At 65.2% G+C, this 12577-nt stretch carries 17 protein-coding genes; 5 read left to right on the top strand and 12 right to left on the bottom strand.

The genetic code is table 11. The features are described 5' to 3' along the window. Positions 1–83: 83 nt before the first annotated feature. The 6 genes from ING15_RS08850 to purC form a co-directional block, all read right to left on the bottom strand. Positions 84–590, bottom strand: coding sequence for a hypothetical protein (locus ING15_RS08850; RefSeq protein ID WP_206454436.1), 507 nt, complete (start codon positions 588–590; stop codon positions 84–86). Position 591: 1 nt separating this feature from the next. Further along, on the bottom strand, positions 592–1008 hold the full coding sequence (locus tag ING15_RS08845) for a hypothetical protein (protein ID WP_332873800.1): 417 nt from the start codon (positions 1006–1008) through the stop codon (positions 592–594). Next, positions 1005–1685 (bottom strand): phosphoribosylformylglycinamidine synthase subunit PurQ, encoded by a 681-nt coding sequence (gene purQ, locus ING15_RS08840; protein ID WP_206454435.1) that lies wholly within the window; start codon positions 1683–1685, stop codon positions 1005–1007. The genes ING15_RS08845 and purQ overlap by 4 nt, the downstream gene beginning before the upstream one ends. Further along, the gene (locus ING15_RS08835; protein ID WP_206454434.1) at positions 1682–1939 is read right to left on the bottom strand and encodes a hypothetical protein; all 258 of its coding nucleotides are present in this window, start codon (positions 1937–1939) and stop codon (positions 1682–1684) included. Before ING15_RS08835 ends, purQ begins: the two co-directional genes overlap by 4 nt. Before the next feature lie 21 nt (positions 1940–1960). Further along, positions 1961–2203, bottom strand: coding sequence for a phosphoribosylformylglycinamidine synthase subunit PurS (gene purS / locus ING15_RS08830; RefSeq protein WP_206454433.1), 243 nt, complete (start codon positions 2201–2203; stop codon positions 1961–1963). Positions 2204–2273: 70 nt separating this feature from the next. Next, positions 2274–3038: a phosphoribosylaminoimidazolesuccinocarboxamide synthase gene (gene purC, locus ING15_RS08825; protein ID WP_206454582.1), complete on the bottom strand. Its 765-nt coding sequence runs from the start codon at positions 3036–3038 to the stop codon at positions 2274–2276. 260 nt (positions 3039–3298) lie between these two features. Here purC and ING15_RS08820 point away from each other — a divergent pair, with 260 nt between their 5' ends. Together ING15_RS08820 and ING15_RS08815 are read left to right on the top strand one after the other, a co-directional pair. Further along, complete coding sequence (locus ING15_RS08820; RefSeq protein WP_206454581.1) at positions 3299–3619, top strand: DUF1476 domain-containing protein; 321 nt, start codon at positions 3299–3301, stop codon at positions 3617–3619. Beyond that, a complete protein-coding gene (locus tag ING15_RS08815; RefSeq protein WP_206454432.1) occupies positions 3619–4389 on the top strand; it encodes an HpcH/HpaI aldolase family protein in 771 nt (256 codons plus the stop codon). Before ING15_RS08820 ends, ING15_RS08815 begins: the two co-directional genes overlap by 1 nt. Before the next feature lie 10 nt (positions 4390–4399). On the opposite strand, the gene ING15_RS08810 is transcribed toward ING15_RS08815, so the two are convergent. The 6 genes from ING15_RS08810 to ING15_RS08785 all read right to left on the bottom strand — a co-directional run bounded on the left by ING15_RS08810 (position 4400) and on the right by ING15_RS08785 (position 9601). Next, on the bottom strand, positions 4400–4960 hold the full coding sequence (locus ING15_RS08810; protein ID WP_206454431.1) for an RBBP9/YdeN family alpha/beta hydrolase: 561 nt from the start codon (positions 4958–4960) through the stop codon (positions 4400–4402). Between the two features lie 113 nt (positions 4961–5073). Continuing rightward, a complete protein-coding gene (locus tag ING15_RS08805; protein ID WP_206454430.1) occupies positions 5074–5256 on the bottom strand; it encodes a hypothetical protein in 183 nt (60 codons plus the stop codon). Between the two features lie 91 nt (positions 5257–5347). Then, complete coding sequence (gene purB / locus ING15_RS08800; RefSeq protein ID WP_206454429.1) at positions 5348–6658, bottom strand: adenylosuccinate lyase; 1311 nt, start codon at positions 6656–6658, stop codon at positions 5348–5350. Between the two features lie 93 nt (positions 6659–6751). Beyond that, positions 6752–7480: a DUF2259 domain-containing protein gene (locus ING15_RS08795; protein WP_206454428.1), complete on the bottom strand. Its 729-nt coding sequence runs from the start codon at positions 7478–7480 to the stop codon at positions 6752–6754. Continuing rightward, positions 7480–8487, bottom strand: a complete 1008-nt coding sequence (locus tag ING15_RS08790) for a P1 family peptidase (RefSeq protein WP_206454427.1) — start codon at positions 8485–8487, stop codon at positions 7480–7482. The genes ING15_RS08795 and ING15_RS08790 overlap by 1 nt, the downstream gene beginning before the upstream one ends. 4 nt (positions 8488–8491) lie before the next feature. Further along, positions 8492–9601: an ABC transporter substrate-binding protein gene (locus ING15_RS08785; protein WP_206454426.1), complete on the bottom strand. Its 1110-nt coding sequence runs from the start codon at positions 9599–9601 to the stop codon at positions 8492–8494. A 209-nt stretch (positions 9602–9810) separates the two neighbouring features. On the opposite strand from ING15_RS08785, the gene ING15_RS08780 reads away from it, so the two are divergent. Genes ING15_RS08780 through ING15_RS08770 form a run of 3 tightly spaced genes read left to right on the top strand, consistent with a single transcriptional unit; the run spans position 9811 to position 12528 of the window. Continuing rightward, on the top strand, positions 9811–10317 hold the full coding sequence (locus tag ING15_RS08780) for a flavin reductase (RefSeq protein WP_232845657.1): 507 nt from the start codon (positions 9811–9813) through the stop codon (positions 10315–10317). A gap of 37 nt (positions 10318–10354) precedes the next feature. Beyond that, complete coding sequence (locus tag ING15_RS08775; RefSeq protein ID WP_206454425.1) at positions 10355–11272, top strand: AAA family ATPase; 918 nt, start codon at positions 10355–10357, stop codon at positions 11270–11272. After that, positions 11269–12528, top strand: a complete 1260-nt coding sequence (locus ING15_RS08770) for a vWA domain-containing protein (protein WP_206454424.1) — start codon at positions 11269–11271, stop codon at positions 12526–12528. Before ING15_RS08775 ends, ING15_RS08770 begins: the two co-directional genes overlap by 4 nt. Positions 12529–12577: the final 49 nt, after the last annotated feature.

Raw genomic sequence — 12577 nt, 5'->3', positions numbered from 1 at the left:
GGTGATCGGCCTGTTATCATCTGCGGCGGTGTCGAAAAAGCCCGAGCTAGTCGGATGGAGGTAGCGAGCCAGGTCTGTACATCTCAACCGGAGCGGGCAGCGACATAGGTCATCGAGGTGGCGCGGCAGACACCGGTGTCCGCAGCCCGCCGCAGCACGATCGTATCGTCATCCACCTGCGAGATCGGCTCGCCGTAAAGGCGCCGGGCAATTATCACCAGCGCCACGTCGTAACCGCCCTTGGCCGCGGACGAGCGCACGCAAATCCCGTAGCCGCCGACTTCGCCCGTCGGCACGAAGGTCGTCGCGCGTTCGACGGCGCGGCGCCGATAGATCGCGGCTGCGGTGCCGTTCACATAGGCGATCTCGGCCGGAGTCAGCTGGCCGCTCGCAACGGGCGCGGCCGACGGATCGACCCGGTGGCCCATCCTGTCCGGTTCTGCATCCGCAGTGGTCGGGAACGCCGCCGCGATCGTCGCGGGCGGTGATGCCGGACTGGACGCGGTTCCGTTGGCCGCGGCGCAGGCGGGGAGGCTGCCGGCGAAAAGAAGCAGGACGCCCAAGGTACCTGGACGGCGGAGCGTGCTCATATCAGGCCGAACAGGTCTTGGCGCCGGCGCGCCAGCGGGTGATGTCGGTGTCGATGCGGCTTGCGAGAGCCTCATTCATCAGCGGCCCGTAGACGGCGACCTCCGCCGAGCCGGGCTGCGCTTCCACGACCAACAATGGCCGTGCTTCCAGCTGACCGCGCGGCACGAGCAGGAAGCGCGGCCGGCCGGAGAAGGAGGAGAGTTCCGGCGCGAGGCTGTAGCGGGCAAAGGCCGGATCGCCCGACTTGAACCAACAGCGACTGGCCGTCAGCGCCAGCCGCTCCACCCGGTCGAGGCCGGAATCGGCCTTAGCGCCTGATTTGTTCTGGTTCGCAGGACCCGCGGCACAGGCGCCGAGACCGAGCGTGACGACCAAAGCGGCAAGAGCCGACAAGCGACCGAAAGGGAGCGACCTCACGCGGCGGCACTCGTGGTCATGCCGAGCGCGCTTTCGAAGAGAGCACGCCCGTCGGTGCCGCCATGCTCCGGCTCGACGAGGTTTTCCGGATGCGGCATCATGCCGAGGACGTTGCCCGCGTCGTTGACGATCCCCGCAATGTCGCGGATCGCGCCGTTGGGGTTGGTGCCTTCGGCATAGCGGAATACGACCCGGTTCTCACCCTCGAGATGCGCAAGCGTGTCCGCATCGGCGAAATAATTGCCGTCATGATGGGCGACCGGGCAGCGGATCACCTGGCCCTGGCGATAATTGGCGGTGAAGAGCGTAGCGGCGTTGACGACTTCCAGTTTCACGTCCCGGCAGACGAAGCGCAGCGAATTGTTGCGCATCAAGGCGCCGGGCAACAGCCCTGCTTCGCAAAGGATCTGGAAGCCGTTGCAGACGCCGAGGACCGGAACGCCTTTGGCCGCGGCGTCGGCGACGGCGCGCATCACCGGCGAGCGGGCGGCGATCGCGCCGCAGCGCAGATAATCGCCGAAGGAGAACCCGCCGGGGACGACAATCAGGTCGACGTCGGGGAGCGCCGTCTCGGTCTGCCAGACCGTGAGCGGTGCCTTGCCGGTGATCGCGGTCAGCGCCGCGATCATGTCGCGGTCGCGATTGAGACCGGGGAGGAGGAGGACGGCTGTGTTCATGAATTATGATCGAATGGGCGCTGAGGTTCGGCCATCTCGCGCAACTCCAAACGCCGCTCGATCCGTTCGAAACGCTCGTCGTGGCGGCCGAGCACGCCATACATGTTGTGAATGTCGTGTTGCATCGAGAGCATGTGTCCGCGGATCGAGACCAGCTCGGACTTCACTTCTCGAATGCCCTGCTTCATTTCGCCCATCTGTTGATGCATCCGCTTCATGAGCTCGTACATCAGTTCGTTCGTGACCTCTGCCATCGTCCCGCTCCGGAGCAACCTTTACGCGATCTCGACAGTGTAGTTCTCGATGACCGTGTTGGCGAGGAGCTTGTCGCACATCTGGGAAAGCTCTGACCGCGCCGTTGCCTCGTCCTCGGCATCGACTTCGATGTCGAAGACCTTGCCCTGCCGGACGGCGCCGACGCCGGCAAAGCCGAGATGCCCGAGCGCGCCCTCGATGGCCTTGCCCTGCGGGTCGAGAACGCCGGTCTTGAGAGTGACGACGATGCGAGCCTTGATCACGATATGCGCCTGTCCCTGGAATAAACGAGTTTGAGTGCCGGTGCCGGCTGCTTGGAGGCTCTGCGCCGCCTTACTTGACCAACACCGGCCCGGAGGGGCGGGGCGGCTCGTTTTCGTTCATGATCCCGAGCCGGCGCGCGACCTCCTGATATGCCTCGACGAGACCGCCCATATCCTGGCGGAAGCGATCCTTGTCGAGCTTGTCCTGCGTCTGGACGTCCCACAGCCGGCAGGAATCGGGAGAAATCTCGTCGGCGACGATGATCCGCATCATGTCGCCCTCGAACAGCCGGCCCGTCTCGATCTTGAAGTCGACGAGCTGGATGCCGACACCGAGGAACAGGCCGGAGAGGAAATCATTGACCCGGATCGCCAGGGCCATGATGTCGTCGATCTCCTGGGGGCTCGCCCAGCCGAAGGCGGTGATGTGCTCTTCGGAAACGATCGGATCGTCGAGCGCGTCGGCCTTGTAATAGAATTCGATGATCGAGCGGGGTAGCACGGTCCCCTCCTCGATGCCGAGGCGCTTGGCCAGCGAGCCGGCGGCGATGTTGCGCACCACCACCTCGAGCGGAATGATCTCGACCTCCTTGATCAGCTGCTCGCGCATGTTGAGTCGGCGGATGAAGTGGGTCGGAATTCCCATCTTGTTCAGATGCGAGAAAATGTATTCCGAGATGCGGTTGTTGAGAACGCCCTTGCCGTCGACGATCTCATGCTTCTTCTTGTTGAACGCGGTGGCGTCGTCCTTGAAGAATTGCACCAGGGTGCCCGGCTCGGGGCCCTCATAGAGGATTTTGCCCTTGCCTTCGTAGATACGGCGGCGACGTGTCATCATGGAACTCTATCGTGATGGGGGCACCGGCCCTGGCCACGGTGCGAAGACGGCTGACGATGGTGCGGCTGAATAGACCAAACGGCCCGCCTTAACAATCGTTTCGGCAATTGCTTTGGCGCAAGTCGTGCCGCAAGCGTCGCAAATCAAGGCCCGATGACAAAGCTGGAAGCGAAATGGCGCTTCAAAATCGCCGCGCCGGACCGTATGTCAGTGGAAAGGCCAATCGATCGGACGGCCGATTCTAATCAAGGAGGAACATTATGTCCCTGAACGATCGCGAGCGCGATTTCGAGTCCCGCTATGCCCACGACCAGGAATTGCGGTTCCGGATCGAAGCGCGCCGCAACAAGTTGATCGGCCTTTGGGCCGCCGAAAAGCTTGGCAAGAGCGGCGACGATGCGAACGCCTATGCGCAAGAGGTTATCAAGGTCGACTTCCTGTTGCCCGGCGACGACGATGTGGTCCACAAGATTCGTGACGACTTTGTCGCCGCCGGCGTCGAACAGTCCGAACATCAGATTCGCAAGCACATGGCGGAGTTTCTGGCGGAAGCCGAAACCCAGATCCGTAGCGCCTGATGGCGCTCCCCAGACTGCGTGATCAACTGGGCGAAGGCGGCTTCGTCGTCTCCGCCTGGCTCGGACTGACCGATCCTGTCGTCCATGAAGCGTTTCTGCGCGCCGATTTCGATGCCGTGACCTTCGACGTCCAGCACGGTTTACATGATACGGCCAGCCTGCGTGCCGGTATCGAACGCGCGGTTCTGCTTGGCAAGCCCGCGCTGGTGCGCTTGCCGATCGAGGACCGGGCGCTTGCGGCGCGGGTTCTCGATTTCGGTGCCTCGGCCGTGATGATGCCGATGATCGAAACCGCCGATGACGCCGCCGCCTTCGTGGCGGTGGCGAAATATCCCCCGCTCGGTCAGCGGTCTTATGGTCCGACGCGTGCCGGCGAACTGCATGGCTACGTCGATCGCGCCGACTACGTCTCTGACGCCCGCAACGAGACGCTGGCCTTCGCCATGATCGAGACCGGTGCGTCGGTCGACAATCTCGACGCGATCCTGGCGGTCGAGGGACTCGACGGCGTCTTCGTCGGCCCCTCCGATCTGTCGATAGCATTGTCCCGCGACGGGACGCTCCATCCGCGCGGCGCGCAAGCCGAGGCGGCCATCAAACGGATCGCGGAGGCGAGTTCGGCAGCCGGCAAGATCGCCACGATCTATGCCGCAACGCCTGATGACGCCAGGCGTTACCGGGAGTACGGCTATCGGATGGTGTGTGTCGGCTCCGACCAGGCCGTGATCACCGCGGGAGCGCGGGCGCTCGCCGATGCCGTACGCGGCTGAATGCGGCCGGTCAGGCCGGCACGCGTAGTCCGGTCATGAACTTGCCGAAGGTGAGCAGGCCTTCGGGCCAAGGGCCATGGCCGCTCTCGGCGTTCAGATGGCCAGCCTCGCCGGCATCGATGAATAGCGATCCCCAGGCACCGGCGATGTCCTCGGCGGCCTCGAAGGACGAGAACATGTCGTTGCGGCTGGCGACGACGACGCTGGGAAACGGCAGCGGATCGCGCGGGTAGGGACCGAAGGTCCGCAGATGCTTCGGCCGGATTCCATCATTCTCTACGTCGGGCGGCGCGACGAAGAACGCGCCGGACACCGGCCGCTCAAAACGCGGGATCGCCTGCACGGCGGCGGCGACGCCGAGCGAATGGGCGACCAGGACGACCGGCCGGGCGGAGCTGTTTACAGCATCCGCCACTGCCGCCATCCAGTCGTCGCGGACCGGCTTCGACCATTCGGCCTGCGGTACACGCCGCGCCGTCGAAAGCCGTCGCTCCCAACGGGTCTGCCAGTGGTCGTCGGGAGAGCCCTTGTAACCGGGCAGGATGAGGATATCGGCTTCGGCAATGCGCATCGGCGGGACATGCGAATGCGAGCCGCGCAAGTCAAGCCGTCAGGGCACCGGTTTTCGATCCTCGCACCCTGTGATCTGGAAGAACAGATGATAGTCGCGCCGACGTCTCACCGCTACGTGGCCGGCTCCTCGGCGACCGTCGCAGGCGACAATTCGTCCTCCGTCAAGATCGCCCGATCCGGCGTCGTGGTGAAGAAGAAGAAATAAACCAGAAACGCCAGCGCCACCACGGCGATCGCGATCCAGATCATGTGCCGGCGGCTATTGGTTGCGGATCGATCCGACGTCTGAGGCATATCGATGTCCTCCATTCCAGCGCCCGTCCGATCCGAGCTCGTCTCGATCAGGCCGGGCGCATCGGTGCAGCGACGATCGCAGGCGCGGAATTCAACCGGCGTGGCCGAAAACCCGCTCGAAGATCGTGCCGACATGCTTGGTATGATAGCCGAGGTCGAACTTTTCGCGAATCTCGGCTTCCGGCAGTGCGGCCGTCACTTCCTTGTCGGCGAGGAGTTCCGTCAGGAAGTCCTTGTCCTCTTCCCACACGCGCATCGCGTTGCGCTGCACCAGCCGGTAGGAATCCTCGCGGGAAACGCCGGCTTGGGTCAGCGCCAGCAGCACCCGCTGCGAATGGACGAGGCCTTTGAACTTGTTGAGATTGGCCAGCATCCGTTCAGGGTAGACGAGCAGCTTGTCGATGACGCCGGTGAGGCGCACCAGCGCGAAGTCGAGCGTCACAGTCGCATCCGGCCCAATCATCCGCTCGACCGAGGAATGGGAAATGTCGCGCTCGTGCCAGAGCGCGACGTTCTCCATCGCCGGCAGCGCGTAGGAGCGCACCATGCGGGCGAGGCCTGTGAGGTTTTCCGTCAGCACCGGATTGCGCTTGTGGGGCATCGCCGACGAGCCCTTCTGGCCCGGCGAGAAATATTCTTCCGCTTCCAGCACCTCGGTGCGTTGCAGATGGCGGACTTCGGTGGCGAGGCGCTCGACCGATGAGGCGATGACGCCGAGCGTGGCGAAGAACATCGCGTGCCGGTCGCGGGGGATGACTTGCGTCGACACGGGCTCCGCACTCAACCCCATCGCCTTGGCGACGTGCTCCTCGACGCGCGGATCGATGTTGGCGAACGTGCCGACAGCGCCGGAGATCGCGCATGTGGCGATTTCGGCACGGGCCGCGACAAGGCGCTCCCGGCAACGCTGGAACTCGGCATAGGCGAGGGCGAGCTTGACGCCGAAGGTCGTCGGCTCGGCGTGGATGCCGTGGGAGCGCCCGATCGTGACCGTGTCACGGTGCTCGAAGGCGCGGCGTTCGAGCGCGGCGAGCAGCCCGTCGAGATCGGCCACGAGCAGGTCGGAGGCCTTGGTCAGCTGCACGTTGAAGCAGGTGTCGAGGACGTCCGAGGAGGTCATGCCCTGGTGGACGAAGCGGGCGTCCGGGCCGACAATTTCCGCAAGATGCGTCAGGAAGGCGATGACGTCGTGCTTCGTCTCACGCTCGATCGCGTCGATCCGCTCGACGTCGAACGTCGCGGCATTGCCCTTTTCCCAGATCGTCTTCGCCGCGCTTTCGGGAATGACGCCGAGCTCGGCGAGGGCGTCGCAGGCATGGGCCTCGATCTCGAACCAGATCCGGTATTTCGTCTCCTGCGACCAGACGTCGACCATCTCGGGGCGGGAATAGCGGGGGATCATGGTGCGGATTCTTTCAGCTAGACGATTGGGAAGGACGGCTGCCGTCTAACAGAGCCTTTGCCGCGCCTCAACGTTTGCCGAAGCGATCGCTCGTCAGTCCATGGGAACGGGATTGGCGATGTAGCGCAGGTCCGGTCCCTCGAAGCCGACGGATTTGACCCCGATGATTGCCACCGCCGAAAAGCCGCCGGTCGGCCGCTTGTAGACGCGGATTTCGGTCAGACGATAGTCGAGCGGGCAGCCCCGGCTTTCCGGAATCGCTGTGTCCTCGTGAATCAGCGAGGCCGAGTCGCCCGGCTCGGTGGCGATATGAACGAGCCGATAGCCGTAGGACGTGCCGAAGACTTCGCAGGCTTTGCCGCCGCTGAGCGGGATCGGCTCCAGCCGAAGTTCCACCGGCCTGTGGGGCGTCGGCTCGATGGGACGGGGCAGGAAGCGGGCGCGGTACGGGTCGGCCGACAATTCGGTTGGCGGATTGGCGACGACGAGCAAGCCAGGTTGCGCCTCGGGATCATGGGCCGCGAACAGAGCCTGCGCTGCCTCGCGAGCGCGCTCTCTGGCATCCGCGATGTCGGCGCCGTCATCCTCGATCCGGATGCGGACGGGGGAGGGGGGCAGAAAGCGGTCCTCGGCGAGATCGAGAAAGAAGATCTCCGCATAGGGAAAGCCGGAGCCGTCCTGGAGGCCGGATTGCTCGAAGGCAAAGACGTTGCCGTCCTCGGAGAACCCGAGCGGTTCGAGTGTCGCGAAATTCCCGGCGGTCGCCGGGACGGCGAGAAGCGCAGCCGAAAGCGCGGCAGAGCGGGTGAGAGATCGAAACATCACGCCTTATCCTTCCAAGTTGGTAGCCGATCGGTCGGCGTCGCCACTGCCGCGTAAATACCGCGGGCGACGGCGCGGGCCACGGTCGCCGCAGCCGCTGCGGCGAGTTCCACACGGTCGCTCGCCTCCGGCACGGTCCCGCTGCTGCCCGTCGCCAGCGCGAAGACAAGATCGCCGTCAAAATCGGTGTGCGATGGCCAGATCGCCTTGGCGAACCCGTCCTGACCGGCGATGGCGAGTCGCTTGGCAGCGGGCTTGTCGAGCACGGCGTCGGTGGCGATGATTCCGATCGTCGTGTTGGCGCCCACCCGTGCGTCGAGTTTGGTTCGTGGATCTGTCGCATCCAGCGGAAACGGATGCGGCAGGCCGAGGCCGCCGAACTCTCCGCCCAGATCGAAGGGCGCGGCCCAGAACCAGCGACCCGCGCCGATCGTCGCCGAGCCGGCGGCATTGACCGCGACCAGCGCCGCGACCGTCATGCCGTTCGAGAGCAACGTCGACGCCGAGCCGAGGCCGCCCTTCACCGTCGCCGTGGTGCAGCCGATGCCGGCGCCGACTGTGCCGATCGGAAAATCGGCCGCCGCCGAGCACGCCGCGTCGTAGCCGAACTCGCGATAGGGGGGATAGCGGCCCCAATCCTTGGTCCCGCCATTGGCGAGATCGAACAGGATCGCCGCCGGTACAATCGGCACGCGCACCTCGCCGACGGCAAAACCGCGTCCATGCTCGGCGAGCCATGCCTGGGCGCCGGATGCAGCGTCGAGCCCGAAGGCGGACCCGCCCGATAGCACCAGCGCGTCGACCGCCGTAACGGTGTTCTCCGGCGCCAACAGATCAGTTTCCCGCGTTCCCGGCGCGCCGCCCGTAATAGCCACGGAAGCGATTGATGGTGCGTCGAGCACGACGACGGTCGTGCCGCTTTTCAGCCGTTCGTCGCCGGCGTGCCCGACCCTGACCCCGGCGACGTCGCTGAGGAGATTGCGAGTGCCAGGCCGCCATGCGCTCATGTCCTTAGCCCCCGGTCTCGTCGACGAAGCCGTTACCGCGCCATTCGAAAACACGATAGAGGTCGAGGTCGGAATCGCCCTTGGCATCGAAACGGATTGCGCCGAGCGCCGTCGAGAAGGTCTCGCTGCCCAGAATGTCGGCGATCGGCCAACCGGTTTCCCGATTCTGGCCGGCGGCGGCGACGGCGATCTGCGTTGCCGCGAAAGCGGGGCCAAAATAGCCTTGTGGTCCGTCCATCGGGCCTTTGTCCGGAGCACCATCTTGAAGTTCCGGGAAGTGGGACCGCGGCGCGACCGCGACGATGCCATCCGGCAGCGGAACGTCCTTGCTGGCCTCGTCGAACAGCGCTTCGCCGCCGACAATGTCGAGGGCAAGCCCGATTTCGGTCGCGTCGCGGGCGATGGTCGCGATGTCCGGCCGGTCTCCCGCGATGAAGAATCGGCTGACCCCGGTGCGCTCCAGGCGCCTTATCAGGCCGAACTGCTTTTCTTCCGCCGGCCGGTAATTGTCGATCGTCTGTGGCTTCATGCCCTGGTCGGCGAGCAGTCGGCGGACCGAATCGGTTAGCGCCCGCGCGGCGATCGAGCCGTCCTCCAGGAGGCCGAAAGGCTGTGCTTTCCAGCGCCCCGCCAGATAGTTCGCGGCGGCGGCGGCCTCCTTGTCGGAACGCGGTGCAACGCGCCAGACGAGAAAGCCGGTCCGCTCGCGCCGGTCGGTGAGACGATTGGCCCGCACACCCACGTCGAGGGTCGGGATGCCTGCCTCCGCAAGGATTGGAAGCGCCGCCTCGATGGCGTCGGCGCACAGGAAGCCGACGACGATGGTGACATTCATGGCGACGAAGCTTTCGGCCGCCTGCTTGCCGCCATCGGCGGAACATTTGGTGTCGGCCTCCACGACCGCGACCCTCTGGCCATCGCCGAGTTTCGTAACCGCGACACGCGCACCGGCCGCGAGCTGCCGGCCAAGTATCCCGACGCTGTCGGACAGCGGGGCTGCGACCCCGAGCGTGATCGGCTCGCCGGTGCCCTGGGCCTGTGCCGGCAGGAGTGAGAACACCATCAGGCCGAAGGCGGCGAAAAACCGGAGGTGGGTAAGATAGGGACGCATCATGCCCGCGAGTCTAGTCGAGCGCCCGGACGTTGGCGAGATAGAACCGGGCCGTCATGACGACGGTATCGCGATGTCGGTTCACGCGGTACGGCCATAATCGGGAAAGCCTATTTCGACAGGGCCTGCGATGGATTGCGACGAGACCCCGTGCGAATCCGCCATCCCCGCCCTATGTTTGACGCGAACGGCTCGGGACCCGGGCGCAATGAATGGAATATGGTTTGCTGACGACATCGACGATCGACCGCGACAGCTTTCGCGACGCGATGAGCCGGTTCGCTTCGGCGGTCCACCTGGTGACGACGGACGGACCGGCCGGGCGCAGGGGCGTGACGGTCTCGTCCGCGTGCTCGGTATCCGACGAGCCGGCGACGCTGCTCGTCTGTCTCAATACATCGAGCCCTGCCAACGATCGGTTTGAAAACAACGGCAATTTCGCCGTCAATCTGCTGGCGCAAGATAGCGAGGCGATCGCCCGCGCCTTCGCCGGGGAAGGGCAGCTCGAGTCGGACGCGCGCTTCGCCAAGGGCGAATGGGAAGTGCTGCAAACCGGCGCGCCTTTGCTGGTGGGTTCGCTTGCAGGGTTCGACTGCCGGATTTTGGAAGCCAAGATCGTCGCCACGCACCGCGTGCTGATCGGCGAGGTCGTGGCGATCCGGACCGGATCGAAATCGCCGTCGTTGGTCTATCTCGACCGGACCTATCGCAGCCTCTAGGCTACAGGCCTCGCAGCGTTTCAGGGGAAGGGCATCCGTGACATCGAAACTGCCGGCGTCGATCGACGAGACCGAAGAATTGCTCGACGGTCAGAACTACGTCGCCGACCGGGCGCTGGCGACCGTCCTGTTTCTGTCGCTCAAGATGGGGCGGCCGCTGTTTCTGGAAGGCGAGGCCGGCGTCGGCAAGACCGAGATCGCCAAGGTGCTGGCCGCGGCGCTGGGCCGGCCGCTGATTCGCTTGCAGTGCTATGAGGGGCTCGACGTCTCCTCGGCGCTCTACGAATGGAACTACGCCGCGCAGATGATCGAAATCCGGCTGCGTGAGGCCTCGGGCGATACGTCCAAGGACGCGATGCGGTCCGACATCTTTTCGGAGCGCTTCCTGATCCGCCGGCCGATCCTGCAGGCGCTCGAAGGCGAGCCAGGATACGCGCCGGTGCTGCTGATCGACGAGCTCGATCGCACCGACGAGGCGTTCGAGGCGTTTCTTTTGGAAATCCTCTCCGACAATCAGGTCACCATCCCGGAACTCGGCACCGTCCGCGCCGCCGAGCCGCCGATCGTGATCATCACCACCAATCGCACGCGCGAGATCCATGACGCGCTGAAGCGGCGCTGTCTCTATCATTGGGTCGATTATCCCGCCTCGGACCGCGAACTTCAGATCGTGCTCCGTAAGGCACCAAAGGCCAATGCCGAGCTCGCGGCCGAACTCGTTGCCTTTGTGCAAAGGCTCAGAAAGATCGATTTGTTCAAGGCGCCGGGTGTCGCCGAAACCATCGACTGGGCGAACGCCTTGACCGAACTCAACGCCGTGGCGCTGGACCCCGCGCATGTCTCCGATACGCTGGGGGTGCTCTTGAAGTATCATGACGATATCCAGCGCATGGAGCGGGGCGAGAGCCGGGAGATTCTCGCTGAGGTGAAGCGCGAACTGGCCAGGGCCCCATGAGCGCCGTCGCCGATCCGCCGAAAGTGGCGGCCGATCCAGACGGCAAGCTCGCGGACAACATCGCCTATTTCGCCCGGGCGCTGCGCAAGGCTGGCGTGAAGGTCGGTCCAGCGGCGACACTCGATGCGATCGCGGCGGTCAAGGCGGCGGGGCTGACCAGCCGCGACGATTTCTACTGGACACTGCACGCGGTGCTGATCACCCGCCATGAGGACGACGCGGTGTTCGCGGAAGCGTTCCGGCTGTTCTGGCGCTCGCGCGAACTGATCGAGAAGATGATCGCCATGTTCTCGCCGAAGGCGCCGCCACGCCAATCGGAGCGGGAAAAGAAGCGGGCCGGCGAGGACCGCGCCGCCGAAGCGATGTTCGAAGGCGCCCGGGACCGGATCACCAAGCAGGAACGGCCGGAGATCGAGATCGACGCCAGTCTTACGGTGTCCGGCAACGAGGTGCTTCGCCAGAAGGATTTCGCCCAGATGTCGGCGCGCGAGATCGAGGAGGCCAAGCAGGCCATCGCCGCGCTGCGCCTGCCAGCGGACTGGATCGCGACCCGTCGGTTTCGCCCCGATCCGCGCGGCGATCGAATCGACCCGAGGGCGATGATGCGGGCCTCGATGCGGACCGGCGGCGATCTCGTCTTGCCGAAATTCCGTTCGCGCCGCGAGATTCACCCGCCGCTGGTGGTGCTCGCCGACATTTCCGGCTCGATGAGCCAGTACACGCGCGTCTTTCTCCATTTCATCCATGCCCTGACCGAGAGACGGCGCCGGGTGCATACGTTTTTGTTCGGCACGCGGCTGACCAACGTCACCCGGCAGATGCGCCACAAGGATCCCGACGAGGCGCTCGCCGGCTGTGCCGGCGCGGTGAAGGACTGGTCCGGCGGAACCCGCATCGGCGAGGCGTTGTCGAGCTTCAACCTGACCTGGTCGCGCCGGGTGCTGACCCAGGGCGCGGTAGTGATCCTGATCACCGACGGGCTGGAGCGCGATTCGGTCGACGAGCTCTCGAAACAGATGGAGCGGCTGCATAAATCCTGCAGGCGGCTGATCTGGCTGAACCCGCTGTTGCGCTTCGACGGATTTTCCGCCCGCGCCAAGGGAGTCCGCGCCATGCTGCCGCATGTGGACGAGTTCCGCTCGGTGCATTCGCTGGAGGCGATGAGCGCGCTCTGCGAGGCGTTGTCAGGTGGCGGGGGCCGGGAGACCGATCCGCGCTGGTGGATGGACGCCGCCGATCGTGCGATGGCGGCGTAAGGGCAGGCTCTGCCGACGCTGGTGCCGGGTCGGCTGCGGCGATATCGTG

Origin of the sequence: Aurantimonas marina (genome assembly GCF_017183135.1) — a bacterium.
Classification (GTDB): domain Bacteria; phylum Pseudomonadota; class Alphaproteobacteria; order Rhizobiales; family Rhizobiaceae; genus Aurantimonas; species Aurantimonas marina.
Note: the sequence above shows the minus strand (reverse complement) of the source record. Positions and strands in the feature narration are given on the sequence as shown.